This is a genomic window from Arthrobacter sp. B3I4, assembly GCF_030816855.1.
Classification (GTDB): Bacteria; Actinomycetota; Actinomycetes; order Actinomycetales; family Micrococcaceae; genus Arthrobacter.
Map to the genome: position 1 here is coordinate 3,521,650 of NZ_JAUSYK010000001.1, position 19,597 is coordinate 3,541,246.

Consider the following 19,597-nt stretch of genomic DNA (forward strand, 5'->3'; position numbering starts at 1 on the left):
AGGGTCAAAGTTCCGGAATGCAGGGCCCGCCGCCCAGAACAGCCAGCCCGGCGCGGTCCCCTTCGGCAAAACCCAGGACCCCGCTGTTCTCGGCATTCATCAACTGCGTCGGATCGTCGACATGGTCCAGCCCGACGACGTGGCCCAGTTCGTGCATGATGATCGCGCGCACCTGCATCGGCCCATTGGGGCGCTGCATAATTGTCGACAGGTCCGGAGCATCAAGCACCACCTGCCCGGTAATGAACGCCGAGCGACGGTCGGAAGCCTCGGCCCGGGCGCTGCCGCCGAAGCCCGCTACTTTGCCCTCGAGACGCGGGCTCTGCGCCGGCGTCGACCAAGCGATCAGCACCGGTGCCCAGCGGTTGCCGTAACGGTCTGGCTGGTACGGCTTGCGCTGGTCGCCCGGGGCCTCGGCGGTCGTGCCGTCGCTGACGAACCGCAGCCCAGTTGCCGCTGAAACCTCCGCCACGGCCTGCCGGATCAGCTCTTCCCCGCCGGCGGGCGCGTTCTCGGGCCTGACAGCGTAGTGGATGGGGCGGCATGGATCGTAGGCGACGAAAGGCTGGGACAGGTCGGAAACGGGCTGCAGGACAAACGCCTTGGACGGGGAGGCTGCCGGCGGCAGCCCGAGGGGCGCCCTTGCCGCCTCAACCCCAGGCGGGGGCGCGGTAGCGCCGGGGAGGTACGGCCGGAACGGCTCCACGACGAACCGGTCAATCAACGCCGGGCTGAAATACAGGACTACGACGACCGCAATGCTGATCACTGCGGAAAAGGGCATGCCCATCAGTCGGCGCCTACCGTAGCCGCCTTTTCGGCGCACTGAGCGGGGCGTTGTCCTGCCCTTCTTCGGGGTGGCAGGCTCGGACCTCCAAGGGGCAGGCTCCTGAAGCTTTCCGAGAGCTTCATCAATCGCCCACTGTGGAATGCGCCCGCTCGGCGAACGGCGCACCCCGGGCGGCAATTCGCCGCCGGACCATTGGCTCCGACTTGGATCGAAACTGCCCCGGCTCCCCCCACTTGAATTCAACTTCGTCCCCCTCGACGCCAAAGGCCGTTCCTGAACCGAGACCCAGCATAAGGCGCCGCACCCACGAGGCCGCCCCGTTCCGCGGAGGAAAATCCACTGGATGGAGCAATCCACATCTGGGTGTCCTCCGAATTGCTGGCATAAGAACGGGACCGGCCGGACCATCGGCCGCTCCTTCACCGCAAACCCGTACTAAGGAGTCAGCCATGACAACCACGACCCACGCCCGCACCGCTTCCCGGACCATCGTGCAGAAGGCCAGCCTCGCCGTCGGCGCCGTCTTCCTGCTGGTCGGCATCCTGGGCTTCGTCCCGGGAATCACCACCAACTACGAGTCGCTGCAGTTCGCCGGCCACCACTCGGAGGCGATGCTGCTGGGCCTGTTCCAGGTGTCGGCGCTGCACAACATCGTCCACCTGCTCTTCGGCGCGGCCGGCCTACTGCTGGCCCGCTCCGCCACCGGCGCCAAGTCGTTCCTGCTCTACGGCGGGATCGTCTACCTGGTCCTGTTCGTGTACGGCCTGGTGGTCCCCGAAGATTCAGCCGGCGACTTCGTGCCGCTGAACAGCCTGGACAACATCCTCCACCTGGTGCTTGGTCTCGGCATGGTCGCCCTCGCGGTTCTCCTGACCCGCGGCGCCAGCGCCAAGGCCCGCGCCTAAGTCCCGAACCAGGACCGGCCAGCACCAGTTCCACCCTGCGGCCCCGCCACCGGCCCCCGGCCGGCGTCGGGGCCGCAGTCCCGCCCGACTCCGGCTCCAACGTCCAGCCGGGGACGTTCGGCCCTACAGCGATGAGTGGCGCCGCGGCCATCATCAAGGCATGTCGGCGCTCTTATGGCCCAAGGCCGGGGCGTGGGCTCCCCTGTACCGGACCGGCGGTGTCGCCGGGATTCTCTTCGTCCTCTTCGGGCTGGCAGCCCTTGCGCTGTACGCCCTGAATCCCCCGCCGGTCTCCGGGGGCGGGGCAACCCTGCGGTTCATCGACGACCACAAGGCCTCCTACATAGCCCAGCAGATTCTCTGGCTCGTGCCGTCGCTGTTCGGGCTTGTCGTCTTCGTCGCGCTCCTTATCGTCCTGCTGCCCGCCAGTCCCGGCCTTGCGGTCCTGGGCTTCGCGGTGGGTGGCGCATCCTGGACCGCACTCCTTGCCGTCCCGGTGACGAGCGAGGGGACCCTGTCGCTCGTGTACCTCAGCGACCAGTACGCTGCAGCTCCCGACGCCGGCACGAGATCCGCCTTCGTCGCGGCGGCGGAGGCGCTGGTGGCGGAAAACAACACCGTCTCCCTCGCCGGGGCCCTCACCCCGCTGGGACTGCTGCTGATCTCGCTGCCCCTGCGCCGGGGTGTTCTGCCGCACTGGGCCGGCTGGCTGGGGATCGTCACCGGAGCCCTCGGCCTCGCCAGCGAGGCCCTGCGCTTCGCGCTGCCGGCCCTCTACACCGTGTACGGGCCACTGCTGTGGGCCTGGTTCGCCGTCGTGGGCGTCTCACTCCTTCGGTTGGCACGTCGCACCCAGGCCGACGGCACGCCGGGCATCCGCCGCCCCCAGAAGACCCCAAGGGGACAGGGAACAACATGACATCGTTCACTGGCTCCATTCTCATCCGGCGCACCTCCGAGGAAGTCTTCGACTTCGTCGCGGACGAGCGGGACGAGCCGACCTACAACCCTGAAATACCAGATCGAGAAGACCACGCCAGGGCCGATCGGCGTGGGCGCCCGGTGGCGGGCCGTCACGACGTCGGGCAGGCGGAAAGTGCCGTTCGACCTTGAGGTCACCGAGTACGCCCGCCCGGAACGGCTGGGCTCAGTGACCCGCATGGGCGCGGCGGACATCAGCGGGTTCCTGACCTTCGCACCGGAGACGGACGGAACCCGGATGACGTGGACCTGGGACCTCCGGCCGAAAGGACTGCTGAAGCTCGCGGCGCCGCTGTTGGCAGCCCTGGGACGCAGGCGGGAGCAACGGATCTGGTCCGCCCTGAAGGCACATCTTGAAGCGGCTGAGGAGCCTTGACGGCCCCGCCGCCGACGGTGAGCGCCGCCGTCTTTACAGGTAGTCTCCGGCCCGCTCGGGGGCGACTTCGAGCAGCGTGGAATGGGCACGTTCTCCCCGGCGGCAGTGGCGCTGCTGGCACCGGCGGCCCTCGGACTGGCGCCGCCGCCCCGCGTCGAGCTTCTTTACGGGTGCACCAGCACCTTCACGGCCGTGTCCTTGTGGTTGATGAGGGTGTCGAAGCCCTGTTCCACGAGGTCGTCCAGCGCGATCCTGCCGGTGATGAACGGCTTGAGGTCCACCTTGCCCTCCTGCACCATCTTGATGACCGCGGGATGGTCCCGGACGTAGGCGATGGTGCCGCGCAGGTCGATCTCCTTGAGCACCAGCTTCTGCATGTCCACGGTGGCGGGTGCTCCCCAGATGGATACGTTGACCACCACCGCCCCGGGGCGGACGGCGTCGAGCATGGTGTCCAGCACCGCGTTCACGCCGGCGCATTCGAAGGCGACGTCGGCGCCGGTACCGCCGGTGAGCTCGCGCACCCGGTCCGGGACTTTCTCCTGGCTGGGGTCCAGCACGTGGTCGGCCACCCCGCTGGAGACGGCCTTTTCCTTCCGCGCCTGGGTCAGTTCGCTGATGATCGTGGTCACGCCCATGCCCTTCAGGACCGCCGCGGTCAGCAGCCCGATCGGGCCGGACCCGCCCACCAGGGCCACGTCGCCGGCCTTGGCGCCGCTGCGCGCCACCGCATGGTGCGCCACGGAGAGCGGCTCAATCAGGGCCGCTTCATCCAGCGGAATCTCCCCGACCGGGTGCACCCAGCGCTGGTCCACCACGATCTTTTCGCTCAGCCCGCCCCCGCCGCCGGAGAGCCCAATGAAGCCCATTTGCCGGCACAGGTGGTAGCTGCCGGCCTGGCACATGTCACAGTCGCCGTCCACAAAATAGGGTTCGACGACGACGTTGTCGCCCACCGAGATGCCTTCCACCCCGTCGCCGACCTCGGACACCGTCCCGGAGAACTCGTGCCCCAGGACCACCGGTGACTCCTCGTGCGAGAGCGGGTGCGGATGCCCGGGCGCCGGGCAGAAGATGGGCCCTTCCAGGTATTCGTGCAGGTCAGTGCCGCAAATCCCGCACCACGCGACGTCGATCTTCACCGCCCCTGCCCGGAGCTCCGGTTCCGGGATGTCCTCGATCCGGATGTCCTTGCGGGCGTGGAAACGTGCTGCCTTCATGACGGTCCTTTCCATTCTGGGGAGGTGACGATCTCTGGGGCCGCGGTCTGCCCGGGCCCGGCCCGCCCATCCTGCCATCGGGGTGCGGCGTTGAATAGAGACCACGGACCCTGCGCGATGGCGGGCATGCACGATGAAGCACAACTTGGACGCCTCGGCTGACGCCGAGACGCTTCGCCGAGCCCGGGGCGGTACGCTCTGTGCCATTGGCACTGCAGCGGCGCTGCCAACTGAAGCTCATTTGGGGGAATGAACCGATGGTTGAACTGATGCGCATCTATTGGAGCCGGCAGGGACTGCGCCTTGCTTACTCGGCGGCAGTCGTATGGTTAGCCGTCTCGCTCCTCCTAACATTCACGCGGACAGGAAGCACCGGCGCTGGCGGGGGCGTAGCTGCTGCCGCCGGGGTGTTGAACAGCCTTTACAGCAGGGTTGTGGCCGCGGCCGCGCTTCCGGTGCTCTTCATCGTTGGTCTGGGCATCGCAGCCGCCGTCGTCCACGCCCGCGACGCCCGACGCCGGGATCCAGTGCGGCGTTTCAGCCGCCAGCAGCGCAAGGAGGGCATGGCACGGGCCGCGGCCAGTGCGAGCTGGAGGCCGGGTTCCGGCGGCGCTGCCCACGGCCCGCCGAGCACGGTGACCACTTCTACCCCTGGTCCAAGGGCGGCTCAACCAGCCTTCAGAACTTTGTTGCCGCCTGCGCCGGCTGCAACCGTTCGAAAGGGGCTCGTATACCTTCGCCCGGGCAGCAGGCACGGCTGGAGGGACGACGTCGGAACTACGCCGCGCCGGACGGTGACAAGAGCGTCGGTGCTCGGCAGCCGCTCCCCTAGGTAGCCCCGCCCGCCGCCCCGGCTAGTCCTCTTCCAGTTCGCCGCGGACAAGCCGCCGGGTGACCTCGGTGAGCAGTTCGACGCCGCGCAACGCGTCGTCGTCGCGCGTGTACTCCGCCTCGTTGTGCGAGATGCCCTCCACGCTGGGAACGAAGAGCATCACGGTCGGAACCACGTCCTTCATATTCGTCGAATCGTGGCCGGCAACCGTCATGACATCCGTGTGGGAGTAGCCCAGGCTCTCCGCGCTGGTCCTGCCCAACGTCGCCCCCGCGGGCTGGTAGGACACCACGCCCCAGTTGTGCGTCAGGTCCAGGCGAATGTCCGTGCGGGAGTCCGCCTCGGCGTCGGTGATCCTCTTGTCCAGCCGTTCCATGGCGAGGGCCAGCACCGACTCGTCCGGGGAACGCAGGTCCAGGTTCATCAGCACCTGCCGGGCGATGGTGACCGGCGAATTCGGCAGGACGTACAGCTCGGAGACCGAGGTGTGCAGCATCCCGGGCTCGAACTCCGCGGCCAGTTCCCGCCCGGCGGCGATGACCAGCGCGGCCCCGAAGAGGGCGTCCCGGCGGTCCTCCATCCGTGTGGCGCCGGTGTGCGACTGCGCGCCGTCCACCGTGACCCGGTACTTGCTGGCCGCCCAGGTCCGGTCAACGATCCCCACCTGGGTGCCGCTCTCCTCCAGGTTCCTGCCCTGCTCGATGTGAATCTCGGCGTAGCGGGCAACCTGGGCGAGGACCGGAGCGTTCGCGTCCGGGGCTCGGTGCCCTGCGGCCAGGGCCTGGGCTACGGTCGTGCCGGCGGGATCGGCCGTGGCCAGCGCGTCTGTAAGCTGCAGTTTCCCGGTGAAGACCCCGCTGCCCATCATGCTGGGCGCGAAGCGGCTGCCCTCCTCGTTGAACCAGTTCACGACCGCCAGGTTGTAGGCGGGCTCCAGGTTCCCGGCCTTGGCCTCCGCCGCGACGCGGGCAACTGCGTGCGCCGCCGCGAGCACCCCGTAGGCCCCGTCGTACCGCCCGGCCAGAGGCTGGGAGTCCAAGTGCGAACCGACCAGCACGTAAGGAGCACCCGGAACCAGCTCGACAGTTCCGAACTGGTTGCCAGCCTCATCCACGGTTTCGGTGTAGCCGTGTTCGGCCAGCCACTGGCTGAACCAGGCCCTGGTGGCGTGGTCGGCCGGTGTGCCCGCCTGCCGGTCCACGCCTCCGCCGGGCGTGGCGCCGAAGCCGGACATCGTGGCGAAATCCGCAAGGAACTGGTCGTGGGTGGTGCTCATAGGGTTTCCTCCCCTGTCAGTGCTGCCGCCAGGTCCGCGGCGCGGACCGGCGTTGGTAGATTGTCCGCGCCGAAACGGATCTGCCCGCCCACCATGGTGGCCAGCACCTGCGTGGCCGCGATGTTGGAGGGGTCGACGGCGGTCGGGTCCTGGTCGAGGAACACCAGGTCCGCCAGGTACCCCGGGGCCAGGCGGCCCTTGGTGTGGCCGGTACCCGTAGCAGCGGCGGAACCGGTGGTGTAGGCGGCCAGCGCCTCGGCTGCCGTGATCCTTTCGTCCGGGCCGTAGACCTCGCCGGAGGGAGTCAGCCGCTCGACGAAGGACTGCATGACGTCCAGCGGCCTGCCGTTGGAGACGGGACGGTCCGAGCTTCCCGGCAGCGTGACGCCCCGTTCCAGCAGGCTCCTGGCCGGGTAGGACCACGAGGTGCGCTTCGGGCCCAGCAGGCGGGCCATCCCGTCGCCGAACTCGGTAATGAAGTGCGGCTGCGGGACCAGCACGATTCCGGCCTCGGCGATCCGGTCGAGCTGTTCCGGGCGGACCACGCCGCCATGCTCGATCCGGTTGGGCTGGGCGTTAGAACCGTAGTTCTCCTGCGCCTCGGTGATGATGTCGATCGCATGGTCGACGGCGTGGTCACCGATCGCGTGCATCGCAATCGCCCAGCCCGCCCGGTAGGCGCTAAGGGCCGATTCGCGCAGCTGGTCCGCGTCCATTTGCAGGTAGCCGTGGTTGTGGGTGCAGCCGACATAGTCTTCGGTCATGTAGGCCGTGCTGCCCAGCAGCGATCCGTCGCTGAAGATCTTCACCGGGCCCAGGCGCAGCCAGTCGTCCCCCAGCCCGGAGCGGATCCCGGCGTCAAGGCCCCGCCCGGCCGGGTCGTCGGCATGGCCCGGCACATCGTGGAGGGCGTCCATGACGAGCATGGGCTGCATCCGAACGCTGAGCAGCCCTTTGTCGCGGGCGTTCTGGTAGGCGGCGAACTCGCGCGGCGAATAGCCGATCCAGCCGCCGGCAATGCCCGCATCCGTGACGCTGGTGATTCCTTCGGAGAGGTAGTGCGACGTCGCCAGGTCCAGCGCGCGTTCGATGGTCTCCAGCGGATACGGCAGCAGGATGTCCTGCACCAGCCGCATGGCATTTTCCTCCAGCAGCCCCGTCGGCTGGCCGTCGTCGCCCACGACGACGGCGCCGCCGTCGATCGGGGCGGTGAGGTCGGCGTCGGCGGCCACTAGCTCCAGCCCCACCCCGTTAAGCGTGCAGGCATGACCCGAGGAGTGCTTGATCCACACCGGGCGTCCCCCGGCCGCTGCATCCAGGCGGCCGCGGTCCGGCTGCTGGCCTTCGAGCAGCAGCGGGCTGTAGCCGGACGCCACCACCCATTCCCCGTCGGTGGTTCCTGCGGCGGCCTCGGCGATGATGTCGTACACCTCGTCCAGGCTCGCCGCTGCACCCACGTTGGCCTCCATCAGCCCGAGGCCGAACCACACGCTGTGCGCGTGCACGTCGTTGAATCCGGGGACGATGGTGGTCCCGGCGGCATCGATGGTCCGAGCTGCATGGCGGGCAAGATCGTCGTCCGGGTCCACGTCCAGGATCTTGCCGTCGTGGATCAGCAGGCTCGCCGCCGTGGGGCGGGAGGCATCCTGGGTCAGTATGCGGGCGTTGCGGATCAGCAGATCGATGGGCATTAATCCTCTTTGCTGTGGCTCCCGGAACTTATCAAGGTTCGAACCGGGTCTGTAGGTGGGGCTCGAGTCCATTCAACGCTGTAACTTTGCTGGCCTCAATGGACATAGAACGCCGCTTCGGTAGCACTGCTTAGGCATTTGCATAAAATGGAGGCATGACAGCACCAGCCGGCAACACCGCGCCGTCCCCGGAACCGCTTCCCCGCGAGTTCCGGCCGGGCCGCCCCACCGAGCCGGAATGGGTCGAGCTGCTGGAGAGCCTGTGGAAGGACCGCTCCTTGCTGGTGAACGACTTCCTGGAGCGCTTTGCCACCATTTCCTACGGCGAAGCACTGGTGCCGAAGGACGATGTCTACCGGACCGCCGCGGACACCATGGACATGTTCCTGTTCCAGATGGCCGGGCTGGAACTTCCCCCTGACCTGCAGGCCCTTCCCCGCGAGGTGGCCGCCCGCCGGGCCCGCCAGGGTGTCCCTCTGGACGCGTTCCTTGAGGCCATCCGCAACGACTTCCGAGTCCTTTGGAAGGGGCTGGAACGGGTCGCGCGGGACAAGGGGATCGGCGTCCTGGTGGCCAACATGGACCGGGTGCTCGACGCCGTCGAAGGCTATGTGAGCAGCATCCAGCAGGCCTATGCCGAGGAAGAGGCCCGGCTGGCCCGCAACAAGCAGCTGTACCGTCAGCGCCTGCTTTCCCGGCTGTTCAACGCCGACCTGGGAGGCTCCGGCGAGGTCCAGGAGCTGGCCGCGGCCCTGGGGGTCCAGGCCACCGGAACCTTCGAGGTACTGGCCGTCACCCTGGACGCCGTGGCTGTGGCCCAGCGCCAATTCGAGTCCGACCACCGAACCTATGTGTACGAGAACACCGGGGCCCTGTATCTCTTCCGCCAGCAACGCAAGGGACGAACCTGGCAGGAGGAAGGGCCCGGCTTCCCGGCCGGGTATGTCCCCGGCGTCGAGGGACTGGCCGCCGTCCCCGCCGCGGCCGCGTCCGCGTTGGTGCTGGCGCAGCAGAAGCGCCGCGGCACGGGGCTGGCGACGATGGAGGAGGCGTGGATGGGCATCGCCGGAAGTCTCCTGGAGCAGAAGTTCCCGGACTTTTCCGCCCCGATTAAGCAGGCTCTGGACCGGTGCACGCCGCTGGAACGCCAACGACTGCTGCAGGTCGCACGCAGCTACGGGCGGACCGGATCGATCAAGGAAACGGCCGAGGAACTCTTCTGCCACCGGAACACAGTGGTGAACCGCCTCCACAGCCTGCACGAGGTGATCGGCCTCGACCTCACCGTGCCGGCGGAGGCCGCACGAGCCCTTGTTGCCCTCAGCCGGTACAGCGAATTCACGGACTGAGTTGTGAAGATGCCCAAGCAACCCGCTGGAAGTGGGTGGATATTGTCATTGTTGTGGGCGTTATCACTCATCTACGCTCGAAGATAACCACCGCAGCAGTGCAGGCTCCGGCCTTCCGACCGCCGCGGGACCCGAGATGCAGAACTCCACCCCGCTCGAAAGGGCTCACGCAGTGACCACCTCAAATTCACTCTCCTCCGCCGCAGGTGCTCCTCCGGTGATCTCCGGCAAAGACGCCGGAAAGATTGCCCGCGCCGCCTTCGTCGGGACCGCGCTGGAGTGGTACGACTACTACCTCTTCGGCACCGCCGCGGCGCTGGTCTTCAACCGGCTCTTCTTCACCAACATGGACCCCACCGCGGCCCTGCTGGCCTCCTTCGCCACCTTCGGCGTCGGCTTCGCCGCTCGCCCGATCGGTGCCGTCATCTTCGGCTACATCGGCGACCGTTACGGACGGCGGCCGGCGCTTCTGATGACCATCGTCATGATCGGCGCAGCCACCGCCTTGATCGGCTTACTGCCGGACTTCGGCAGCATCGGCCTCGCCGCGCCCGTCCTGCTCGCCGTCCTGCGCCTGGTCCAGGGCCTGGCGGTCGGCGGCGAGTGGGGCGGCGCCGTGACCATGGCGGTCGAGCACGCTCCGGTCGAAAAACGCGGCCGGTACGCCGCGCTGGTCCAGGTAGGCTCGCCGGTTGCGACGCTGCTGGCCTCCGGCGCCTTCTCGCTGGTCCTGCTCTTCCCGTCCGAATTCTTTGACGCTTGGGGCTGGCGCATTCCGTTCCTGCTGGCCTTCCCGATGCTGGGCATCGCGCTCTGGATCCGTCTCAAGGTCGAGGAATCCCCCATCTTCAAGGACCTGCTCGCCCTGGGCGAAACCTCCAAGGTCCCGGCCCTGGACGTGTTCCGCCACGCCGGCGGCCGCCTGCTCGTGGCAATCCTCGCCGCGCTGCTCGGCGTCGGCGGCTTCTACATGATCACCACCTTCGTGGTGAGCTACGGCGCCAACACTCTGAAGGTGGACCGGAACGTCATGGTCAACGCGACGCTGGTGGCCGCGGTTGCCCAGATCGGCGTCACCTTCCTTATGGGCCGGCTGGCCGAGAAGATCGGCCCGGGCAAGGTGACCATGTGGGGCGGCATCGTCAGCGCCGTCACGGCATTCCCCCTCTTCGCGATGATCGACACCAAGTCGCCGCTGATGATCACGCTGGCCATCACCATCGGCATCATGCTCATTGCGGTGGCCTACGCCGTCAACGGCGCCCTGCTGACCGAGCTGTTCCCGCCGAAGCTGCGGTACTCTGGCGTCGCCCTCGGCTACAACATTGCGGGCGCCACCAGCGGTTTCATGCCCCTGCTGGCCACCGCCATGCTGGGCATCTCGGGCAACCAGTCGTGGGGTGCAGCCCTGATTCTGGCGATCATCTCCCTGCTCACCGCAGTCGGCGGGTTCTTCGGCGAGCGCCTGCGCGTTCAGGACAAGAAACTCGTCACTAGCAGCTAATACGGCCGCGGGCCGCTGCTCAACCTCATACGAATGCTCAACCACCACAATCGGGGAGCCGTCCGACGCCGGACGGCTCCCCCGCTCTTTAGGAGACGAACATGCTCAGTGACGACCACACCCGGCGCATCCTCGACGCCGTCGACGCCGCCTTCGACGCCCAGCTGTCCTTCACCCAGGACCTGGTCAGGCACCCGTCGCTGCGCACCCGGGAGGGCAGCGCCCAGGACCTGATGTACGGGGCCATGGCCGGCCGCGGCCTGGAGATGGACCGCTGGGAGCTGGACGCCGAGGAGCTCTCCGCGCATGAGGGCTTCGGTCCCGTGACGGTGTCCTACGACGGGATGACCAACGTCGTGGGCACCTATCGGCCGGCTGCCGAGCGCGGCCGTTCCCTCATCCTCAACGGCCACATCGACGTCGTCCCCGAAGGGCCGTCCGAGGCCTGGTCCCGCTTGCCCTGGGACGCCCCCATCATCGACGGGTGGCTTTACGGCCGCGGCGCAGGCGACATGAAGGCCGGGCTCGCGGCGAACCTCTTTGCCTTCGACGCCGTCCGTGCCGCCGGGTTCGAACCGGCCGGCCGCATCCACTTCCAGTCCGTCGTCGAGGAGGAATGCACGGGCAACGGCTCCCTGTCCGCCCTGATGCGCGGCTACGGCGCCGACTCCGTCATCATCCCCGAACCCGAGGAAGACATGCTGGTGCGCGCCAACGTGGGCGTGCTCTGGTTCAAGGTCAGGGTCACCGGCAGCCCGACCCATCCCCGTGAGATGGGCACCGGCTTCAACGCCATCGACGCCGCGTACACGGCAATGTCCGCGCTGCGGGAGGTCGAGGAAAAGTGGAACGCGGACCGGGGACAGCACCGCTACTTCGAGGACCTGGATCACCCCATCAACTTCAACTTCGGCGGGATCGCCGGCGGCGACTGGCCCTCCAGCGTTCCGGCCTGGTGCGAGTTCGATGTGCGGGCAGCGATCTATCCCGGCATCAGCGCCGAACAGGCCTGGTCCGAACTGCAGGAATGCCTCGCCTCCCTGGGCCGCGGGCCCGCCCCGATCAAGGCCGTCGGCGAGAAAACCGGCTTCTTCTCCGAAGGATACGTGCTGGAACCGGGCAGCGACGCTGAGGCCATGCTGGAGCGCACCCACGCGCAGGCGTTCGGCCGCGAACTGGAAAGCTTCACCACGCCCGGCTACCTCGACGGCCGGGTCTTCACCCTCTACGCCGACACGCCCGCGCTGGTCTACGGCCCCGTCTCGGAAGCCATCCACGGGTTCGACGAGCGGGTCTCGGTCGAATCCGTCCGCCGGATCACCAAGAGCATCGCCCTGTTCATCGCCGACTGGTGCGGCATCGACGAGCGGTAGGGGACGCTACCGGGGAGTTGGGAGAACTGCCTGCCCACCCTGCCGGCCAGTTGCTTCCCGCCGGGCTACGGTATTGCTAGACACCGAACCTGGAAGGCCGTTATGGACTCAGAAGCCGACTACCAGCCACCCCTGCAACTGGAGGGCCAGACGTCGATCAATGATTACCTGGACCCTATCCCGGCGATCACGCCGGTGGAGCTCAGAGAACCAACTGATGATGAGCTAGACGCCTTCTTGACGGCACAGCTCGAATAATTCCGGCTAGCTGGCGCCCGGGTCCTTGCTTCTCTCATTTCCCGCATTCTAAAATTAGCTACTCTTCTTTTAGAAGGTGCCCGATGGATAGAACACTTGAGGCCCTAACCCGCAAGCAGTCAGGCGGCAGTTGAGATGGACTGGCCGGGCTGGGCACTGTTCGGGCTGCTGGCCACCACCGCCCTGACCGCGGTGATGATCTTTTGCCAGATGGCGGGCTGGACGCGGCTTGACCTTGCGCTGGTCCTGGGCAGCCTCGTCACTCCCGACCCGGACAAGGCCCGGATCGCCGGGTTCTTCATCCACCTCGCGGCCGGTCAGGTCTTCGCCCTCGGCTATGCGGCGACCTTCGCGTTGCTGGGCAGGGCTACCTGGTGGATCGGCGCGTTGCTGGGCCTGCTGCATGTCACCGTGGCGCTGACCATTATCCTGCCGCTGCTGCCCGGCATCCACCCCCGCATGGCCAGCACCAGGGCTGGCCCGGCCAGCCGTGCGGCGCTGGAACCGCCGGGCCTGCTGGGGCTCAACTACGGGATCCAAACGCCCGCGGTGGCCGTGGCGGCCCACCTGGTCTACGGTTCGTTGCTCGGGCTGCTCCTCACGGTCCGCTGACCCGGGCGGCGTCGAAAGAAGGTGCATCCGCATGGAACCATCGGCCCCTTCCCCCGCTCTCGCCGACTACGGGCTGCTGGGCGACACCCGGACCGCCGCCCTGGTCTCGGCCGACGGCGGCATCGACTGGCTCTGCGCCCCCACCTTCGACGGCGACCCCGTCTTCGGCGCACTGCTCGGCGGCCCGGAGGCAGGCACCTTCCGCGCCGGTCCCGCCCTGCCCGCACACCAGCTCAGCCGCCGCTACCGGCCGCACACCGCGACGCTGGAAACGGTCTGGGCCACCGACGCCGGCACGCTGTCCCTCACCGAGGCGATGGTTGCGGAAGTGTCGGGCCAACTGCTGCCTACCACCCTCCTGATCCGGCGACTGGAGGCGGCGGGCGCACCGGCGCAGGCCGCCGTCGTCTATGACCCGCGCTTCGGCGAGCGCCACCTCCGCCCACGCGTCCGCCACGGTCAGCACTTGGTCTGCGAGTGGGGCGCCCTGGCCATGTCGCTGGGCTGCAGTGGCGGGCTGCGGCTGGAGCCGGGGAGGACGGCGGCAGTCACCGTGGAGCCCGGCCGCCCGCTGGTGATGGCGCTGGCCTTGGCGTACGGGGAGCCGCTGGTCTGGGTCGATCCCGAAACCGCGTGGGACCTGGTGGACGCCGACGAGGCGCGCTGGCGGGAGTGGACCTCAGGTGTCAGCGACGACGTTCCGTTCCGTGAGCCGGTGTTGCGGAGCCTGCTGACGTTGAAGCTGCTGACCTACTCGCCGTCGGGCGCGCCGGTGGCTGCCCCCACCACGTCCCTGCCGGAGGACCCGGGCGGCATCCGGAACTGGGATTACCGGTACGCCTGGCCGCGGGACGCCAGCATCGGAATCGCCGCGTTCCTGGCCGTGGGCAAGGACGCCGCGGCCCTGAACTTCCTGAACTGGCTGCTGCACGCCAGCCGGCTGCAGCGGCCCCGGCTGCCGGCCCTGCTCACGCTGATGGGCGGGCATGTCCCCCGCGAGCGCACCCTGGCGGGCTGGCCGGGCTATGCGGGCAGCGCCCCGGTGCGGACGGGCAACGGCGCCGCCCACCAGCACCAGCTCGACGGTTACGGCTGGGTCCTGGACGCCGCGTGGAATCTCGTCGGGCAGGGCCACCGGCTCAATTCGGAGACGTGGCGGGCGATGCGCGGCTTCACGGACCTCGTGGCGCGGCGCTGGCCGGAACCCGACGCCGGCATCTGGGAGATCCGCGACGATCCGGCGCACCATGTGCATTCGAAGATCATGGGCTGGCTGGCCCTGGACCGGGCGCTGCGCATCGCCGGGACGCACCGGGTCAGCGCACGACGGCGGCGCCGCTGGGAATCAGCGCGGGCGGCGGTCGCCGCGGACATCACCGCCCGGGGATTCGACCCGTCCCGGAACACCTACACCCGCTCCTACGGCTCGGCCGATCTGGATTCGGCCCTGCTGATCCTGCCGGTGACCGGTTTCGAGGCGCCGGACTCGGCGCGGCTGCGGGGCACGGTGGACGCCGTCGCCGCGGAGCTGTCCGCCGGCTACCCCTTCCTGTACCGCTACCCGCCCGGCCAGGACGGGCTGCCCGGGGATGAAGGCGCCTTCCTGCCCTGCTCCTTCTGGCTCGTCCAGGCCCTCGCCCTCACGGGACGGTCCGCAGAGGCCGAGGAACTGTTCGAGGCGCTGATGGAGGTCGGCGGCCCGCTGGGCCTGTTCAGTGAGGAAGCCGACCCGGCCACCGGGGCCCTGCTCGGGAACTACCCCCAGGCGCTGACGCATGCCGCGCTGGTCCAGGCGGCGCTGGCGCTCCGCGATGCTGCTTGTGGTAGGCCCGCCACTGGACGACCTCCAATGAAGCAGTACCGGCAGCGGCGGAGGTGACGGGCGGCCGGAAAGAGCCGGCCCGGCCTTCCCGGCTCCGGGCCTCAGGGGTCGATCCGGCGCACCTCGATGGGCCACAGCCTGGTCTCTCCGAGCTTGCCGGCTATGTCCATAGCGCGGTCCGCGGGTCCGGGGCCGGTCTCCGCGAGGCGTTTGCTGAGGTAGCGGCGCTCGGCCTCCGTCGGTGCAAGGTCCCGGGCCCGCTGATAGGCGAGGCCGGCCTCTGCCTTTCGTCCAAGGCGGCGCAGGATGTCCGCCTTCGCGGCCGGCAGGAGGTAGTACCCCTCGAGTGCCCGTGTCCGGTCCAGCTGGTCGATCAGTACCAGCCCCGCCTCCGGTCCCTGGGACATGGCGACGGCGACGGCACGGTTGAGTTCGACTACCGGCGATGGGGCGATCTGTGCAAGCACGCCATAGAGCACCGCGATCCGGGCGAAGTCCGTGCTGTCCGGGCTGCCGGCATTCATGTGGCACGCGGCAATGTGGGCCTGGACGCGGTAGCTCCCGGGCCGGGCGCCGCGGGAAGTGCCGGACCGGTCCGCGTCCGCCAGCAGGGCAACGGCTTCTGCGATCGCGGCCTGATCCCATAGTGCCCGGTCCTGGTCTTCCAGCGTAACCAGGTCCCCTGCCGCGTCCATCCTCGCCGCGTGCCGGGCGTGGTGGAACAGCATGAGGGCCAGCAGGGCCAGCGCCTCCGGTTCCTGCGGGGAACCGTCGAGCAAGGAAATCAGCAGCCGGGTGAGACGGATGGCTTCCCGGACCAGGGGCTCACGGATCAACGATCCGCCGCCGGTCGCTGAGTAGCCTTCATTGAACAGCAGATACAGCACGGCCAGGATCCCCGCGGTGCGTTCGGAAATGAGCTCCGGCGGCGGCACCCGGTACGGTATCCCGGCATCCCGGATCTTGGTCCGAGCCCGGACCAGCCGTTTTGACATGGCCGCCTCGGAGACGAGGAAGGCGCGCGCGATCTCACCTGTGGTCAGCCCGGCGACCGTACGCAGCGTCAACGCCACCCGGGCATCGAGCGGGAGGGCAGGGTGGCAGCAGGTGTAAATCAGCCGCAACCGGTCGTCGTCGGCCGCCGGATCACTGCCTGCCTCCCCTGCCGCCCCTTCAAGCTCCGCGAGAATCCTGAGTTCATGCAAAGCTTTCCTTTCGCCGGCCGCTTTCCGCAGGCGGTCGATCGCGCTGTTCTTGGCCACAGTTGTCAGCCACGCCCCGGGGTTCCGGGGAACGCCGCGTGCCGGCCAGTCGGCCAACGCGCGGGCAAAGGCGTCCTGGACGCAGTCCTCTGCCAGGCTCCAGTCGCCCGTCACGCGAATGAGGGTTGCTGTGATCCGCGCAGTCTCGACGGCGGAGGCGGCTTCGACGGCGGCCCGGACGGCCGCCGACGCCGGCGGCGGGTCGTGTCCCGCCTGGTCAGCGGTGTCGGCGGCCGGACTGCCGGCTACAGGCTGAGCGGCCACAGGGGCCTGATCTCGATCTTGCCGAACCGTGCCATGGGGTGCTTGGACGCCACCTCGATGGCCTCGTCGAGATCGGCGCACTTGATAACGTCATAGCCCGCGATCCATTCCTTGGTCTCCGCGAAGGGCCCGTCCGAGACCAACACTTCGCCCCCGCGGACGGTGACAGTGGTGGCGTCCTCGACGGGACGCAGCCGGTCGCCGTGAAGGGCGACGCCGCGCGCCTCCATCTCGGCAACCCATTCCTCGATATTGTCCTCGGCCGCCACATATTCCGGCGCCCTGGGATCGCTGCAGATAAAAAGCATGTACTCCACGATGATTCCTCTCTTTATAGGTTGATACACCACTACGACGGCCGGGAGGTCGCCAAAAGGACACGCGGCAGGAAATTCTTTCCCGCGGCCCCGTAGTGGCCGCTACGGCTCGGGCCAGATCAGCACGTCCTAAGCTTGGTGCCATGACCGCCGCCACAACCGCCCGGAATCCCGCCGGCTCCCGTATCTCCCGGGCGGTCCAGACGCTCACGCCGGGGTACTTCGCCCTCACGATGGCCAGCGGGATCATCTCGGTGGGGCTCGAGCTCGAAGGCTTCACCGCCCTCTCTGCGGCACTGCTGGTGGTCTGCGGGGTCTCGTACGCCGTGATCCTGGTCCTCAGCTTGGTGCGCCTGGTGCGGTTCCGCGCCGACATGCGCCTCGACTTCCTGGACCCGGGCCGGGCGTTCGGGTTCTTCACCTTCATCGCCGGCACGAACGTTCTTGGCGTGCGCCTGGGGATGGCCGGGTGGCCGGGGACGACGGCGGTGCTGCTGGCCGTCGCGGTGCTCGCCTGGGTGGTGCTCGGCTACGTGGTGCCGTGGACCGCCGTGCTGGGCCGGACCGAGCGGCCCGTGGTGAAGGACGCCAACGGCAGCTGGTTCATCTGGTGTGTGGCCAGCCAGTCCGTGGCGGTCGCGGCAGCCTCGCTCGAACCCCAGGCGGCGCCGGACCAGCGCGCCATGCTGGCGCTGGTCGCCGTCGTGGCCTGGTCGGTGGGGCTCATCCTGTACGCCGCGGTGGGGATATTCGTGTCACTGCGGCTCATGACGTACCCCATCCGGCCCGAGGACCTGCGCCCGCCGTACTTCGTGGCCATGGGTGCCATGGCGATCAGCGTCCTCGCGGGCGCGCGGATCGTCGAGATGGCCGGCGCGCCGATGGTGGACGCCACGCGCGGGCTGGTGGCCGGTTCCTCGGTGGTGTTCTGGGCCTTCGCCTCGTGGCTCTTCCCGGTCCTGCTCGCCGCAGGCTGGTGGCGGCACGTGGTCCACAAGGTGCCGTTGTCCTACGAACCCGGTTTGTGGAGTGTGATCTTTCCGCTGGGCATGTATGCCGTGGCCGGGATCTACCTGGGGCGCGCGGACCGGCTGCCCCTGGTGGCGCTGATCGGCCGGGCGGAGCTCTGGCTGGCGGTCGCGGCATTCCTTGTTACCCTCGCAGCGATGCTCTGGCACCTGTGGGCCACGCTCGTGCGCCCGGAGCGGTGACATCGGGGACTGGGCGTCCAAGCGGCGGGTCGTTTGCGCCCATCCCGGGCTGCACCAATTTAGGCGGCGCCACGAGGATACTATTGGGGTCGCTACTACCGCTGATGGCGGCTTTCAGTTTGGGGAGGGACAAGAAGTGACCACAGATACCAAGGCGCTCGTGCCGGTATGGGCGTTGGCAACCGAGGCCGTGAGCGTGTCAAACGTGTTAGGCGAAGAAGGCATGACACCAGCACGACTCGCTGAACTGAGAACCGTACTCGCCGCGCTTGCCGACTCCCCTGTCGTCACTCTGGAAGCACATCCAATCTCCACCAAGCGCGATCGGAACAGCGGGATTGCGCTTCACGCAGCCAGTCCGCTCGCTAGTCAGCTGGCAGAGCTCGTCACCAACACCACAAAGGCCACACCTCCGGTAAACGTCGCAGAAACGGGTGAAGTGCTCTACCGGATGGTGGTTCCTGCGAAGGTCGCCGCGCAGGTCGGTAAGGGGCTTGTAAACCCCATGGTTTCCAAAGCGGCCGCCGGCGGTATTAGGGGCGCATTAGTGAACTCTGCCGGGACCACGGTCGCGCAAGCTTCGTTTGTGCCGGTTGCTGGCGGCGCCGCCGCTGCCGGTGCCGCCACCGGCTCGGCCGCAACCGCCGGTGTGGCAGTCGCGAGCGCCGGAGCTCTGACGGTGGCAGCGCCGCTTGTCCTGATGGCCGTCGCGGTCAGCGCGAGCGCCTATGCCGATCACCAACGCCAGCAAGCGATCGAGCGAATTACCGACCTCCTAGAGCAGTTGCACGACGACAACCTCGACAGCGAGCGCAACGAACTGGACGCATGTCAAGAAGCGATTGACAAGGCGACGTCGGTCCTCCTCGACCAGGGCCGCATCGGGCTATCACTTGGACTTGATTCCGCATCGCACGCGATCAGCACCGCCATCGCAGCAACCCGGAGGCGGCTCAAGAAGTGGCAGGCGGCGCTGGATGCGTTGCCCGACGGGCCAGTCGAAGTAGGTGCGCTGGCGAAATCATTCCCCGGCTTCAACGAGGAGGGCGGCGTATTCCGCGCGCATCTCGAGATCTCTCGACTCGCCATCGCCCTCAAACGCCGGGTACTCGTGCTTCAAGCAGTGGAACATGCTCAGCAGGACACAGGCAATCCATTCAAAAGCTTCATCGGCTCGTTGCATGAAGACGAACGTGGCATCGACGAGTTGGAATCCGCCATTGCCTCAGTTTTGCTGCGGTTGTCGGCTCTTGAGTTAAAGCGTGACGGAGGTTTCCGGATTCCTGCGTTCACTCCCGGCGAGGTCGACAACCTACTCGTGGCCGCATACCGCCTTCGCTCCATCGGCGACGGCGTGCCCACGGGATTCCACCAGGCTGACGTCGCGATTGAGATCGAACGGAGCAGGGACGGTTCGCTCGTAGTTTTCCCCGCGGCCGCTGCCTAGACCCCCTCAACGCGCCGCCGAAGTCTCTCGGGCCGGGGACCGCCGGCAGCACCCCATTGCCCGCCTCGCTTCACGAACTACTGATCCCACGGAGAATACTATGTCTG

General features: G+C 68.1%; 19 protein-coding genes. 13 read left to right on the plus strand and 6 right to left on the minus strand.

Annotated elements, in window-relative coordinates; translation table 11 throughout:
• Positions 1–4 precede the first annotated feature (4 nt).
• The gene (locus QFZ61_RS16515) at positions 5–784 is read right to left on the minus strand and encodes a matrixin family metalloprotease (RefSeq protein WP_307037852.1); all 780 of its coding nucleotides are present in this window, start codon (positions 782–784) and stop codon (positions 5–7) included.
• 455 nt (positions 785–1,239) lie between these two features.
• On the opposite strand from QFZ61_RS16515, the gene QFZ61_RS16520 reads away from it, so the two are divergent.
• The 4 genes from QFZ61_RS16520 (at position 1,240) to QFZ61_RS16535 (ending at position 3,052) form a co-directional block, all read left to right on the plus strand.
• Positions 1,240–1,695 (plus strand): DUF4383 domain-containing protein, encoded by a 456-nt coding sequence (locus QFZ61_RS16520; RefSeq protein ID WP_307037854.1) that lies wholly within the window; start codon positions 1,240–1,242, stop codon positions 1,693–1,695.
• Between the two features lie 160 nt (positions 1,696–1,855).
• Complete coding sequence (locus QFZ61_RS16525) at positions 1,856–2,614, plus strand: DUF4386 family protein (RefSeq protein WP_307037856.1); 759 nt, start codon at positions 1,856–1,858, stop codon at positions 2,612–2,614.
• Complete coding sequence (locus QFZ61_RS16530; protein WP_307038295.1) at positions 2,611–2,808, plus strand: hypothetical protein; 198 nt, start codon at positions 2,611–2,613, stop codon at positions 2,806–2,808. Before QFZ61_RS16525 ends, QFZ61_RS16530 begins: the two co-directional genes overlap by 4 nt.
• Positions 2,747–3,052, plus strand: a complete 306-nt coding sequence (locus tag QFZ61_RS16535; protein ID WP_307037857.1) for an SRPBCC family protein — start codon at positions 2,747–2,749, stop codon at positions 3,050–3,052. Before QFZ61_RS16530 ends, QFZ61_RS16535 begins: the two co-directional genes overlap by 62 nt.
• A 164-nt stretch (positions 3,053–3,216) precedes the next feature.
• Here QFZ61_RS16535 and QFZ61_RS16540 read toward each other — a convergent pair whose 3' ends face one another.
• On the minus strand, positions 3,217–4,272 hold the full coding sequence (locus tag QFZ61_RS16540; protein WP_307037858.1) for a 2,3-butanediol dehydrogenase: 1,056 nt from the start codon (positions 4,270–4,272) through the stop codon (positions 3,217–3,219).
• Positions 4,273–4,597: 325 nt separating this feature from the next.
• On the opposite strand from QFZ61_RS16540, the gene QFZ61_RS16545 reads away from it, so the two are divergent.
• Entirely contained in the window at positions 4,598–5,104 is a 507-nt protein-coding gene (locus QFZ61_RS16545) for an HNH endonuclease (protein WP_307037859.1), read from the plus strand.
• A gap of 22 nt (positions 5,105–5,126) precedes the next feature.
• On the opposite strand, the gene QFZ61_RS16550 is transcribed toward QFZ61_RS16545, so the two are convergent.
• Both QFZ61_RS16550 and QFZ61_RS16555 read right to left on the minus strand, forming a co-directional pair.
• The gene (locus tag QFZ61_RS16550; RefSeq protein WP_307037860.1) at positions 5,127–6,380 is read right to left on the minus strand and encodes a M20 family metallo-hydrolase; all 1,254 of its coding nucleotides are present in this window, start codon (positions 6,378–6,380) and stop codon (positions 5,127–5,129) included.
• Positions 6,377–8,071 (minus strand): amidohydrolase, encoded by a 1,695-nt coding sequence (locus QFZ61_RS16555; protein ID WP_307037861.1) that lies wholly within the window; start codon positions 8,069–8,071, stop codon positions 6,377–6,379. The genes QFZ61_RS16550 and QFZ61_RS16555 overlap by 4 nt, the downstream gene beginning before the upstream one ends.
• A 155-nt stretch (positions 8,072–8,226) precedes the next feature.
• Between QFZ61_RS16555 and QFZ61_RS16560 the strand changes: the two genes are divergently transcribed.
• The 6 genes from QFZ61_RS16560 to QFZ61_RS16585 all read left to right on the plus strand — a co-directional run bounded on the left by QFZ61_RS16560 (position 8,227) and on the right by QFZ61_RS16585 (position 15,046).
• The gene (locus tag QFZ61_RS16560; protein ID WP_307037862.1) at positions 8,227–9,420 is read left to right on the plus strand and encodes a helix-turn-helix domain-containing protein; all 1,194 of its coding nucleotides are present in this window, start codon (positions 8,227–8,229) and stop codon (positions 9,418–9,420) included.
• Positions 9,421–9,592: 172 nt separating this feature from the next.
• The gene (locus tag QFZ61_RS16565) at positions 9,593–10,924 is read left to right on the plus strand and encodes an MFS transporter (RefSeq protein ID WP_307037863.1); all 1,332 of its coding nucleotides are present in this window, start codon (positions 9,593–9,595) and stop codon (positions 10,922–10,924) included.
• A 101-nt stretch (positions 10,925–11,025) separates the two neighbouring features.
• Entirely contained in the window at positions 11,026–12,297 is a 1,272-nt protein-coding gene (locus tag QFZ61_RS16570) for an ArgE/DapE family deacylase (RefSeq protein ID WP_307037864.1), read from the plus strand.
• Between the two features lie 102 nt (positions 12,298–12,399).
• Positions 12,400–12,555, plus strand: a complete 156-nt coding sequence (locus QFZ61_RS16575; RefSeq protein WP_307037865.1) for a hypothetical protein — start codon at positions 12,400–12,402, stop codon at positions 12,553–12,555.
• A 135-nt stretch (positions 12,556–12,690) separates the two neighbouring features.
• The gene (locus QFZ61_RS16580; RefSeq protein ID WP_307037866.1) at positions 12,691–13,167 is read left to right on the plus strand and encodes a hypothetical protein; all 477 of its coding nucleotides are present in this window, start codon (positions 12,691–12,693) and stop codon (positions 13,165–13,167) included.
• A 31-nt stretch (positions 13,168–13,198) separates the two neighbouring features.
• Entirely contained in the window at positions 13,199–15,046 is a 1,848-nt protein-coding gene (locus QFZ61_RS16585; RefSeq protein WP_307037867.1) for a glycoside hydrolase family 15 protein, read from the plus strand.
• A gap of 44 nt (positions 15,047–15,090) precedes the next feature.
• On the opposite strand, the gene QFZ61_RS16590 is transcribed toward QFZ61_RS16585, so the two are convergent.
• Both QFZ61_RS16590 and QFZ61_RS16595 read right to left on the minus strand, forming a co-directional pair.
• Complete coding sequence (locus QFZ61_RS16590) at positions 15,091–16,515, minus strand: RNA polymerase sigma factor (protein ID WP_307037868.1); 1,425 nt, start codon at positions 16,513–16,515, stop codon at positions 15,091–15,093.
• A complete protein-coding gene (locus QFZ61_RS16595) occupies positions 16,497–16,823 on the minus strand; it encodes a YciI family protein (protein WP_307038283.1) in 327 nt (108 codons plus the stop codon). The genes QFZ61_RS16590 and QFZ61_RS16595 overlap by 19 nt, the downstream gene beginning before the upstream one ends.
• A gap of 152 nt (positions 16,824–16,975) precedes the next feature.
• Between QFZ61_RS16595 and QFZ61_RS16600 the strand changes: the two genes are divergently transcribed.
• Both QFZ61_RS16600 and QFZ61_RS16605 read left to right on the plus strand, forming a co-directional pair.
• Positions 16,976–18,043 carry a tellurite resistance/C4-dicarboxylate transporter family protein gene (locus QFZ61_RS16600; protein WP_307037869.1) on the plus strand — a complete coding sequence of 356 codons (1,068 nt, stop codon included), beginning with the start codon at positions 16,976–16,978 and terminating at the stop codon, positions 18,041–18,043.
• 136 nt (positions 18,044–18,179) lie between these two features.
• Positions 18,180–19,490 (plus strand): hypothetical protein, encoded by a 1,311-nt coding sequence (locus QFZ61_RS16605; RefSeq protein WP_307037870.1) that lies wholly within the window; start codon positions 18,180–18,182, stop codon positions 19,488–19,490.
• Positions 19,491–19,597 lie beyond the last annotated feature (107 nt).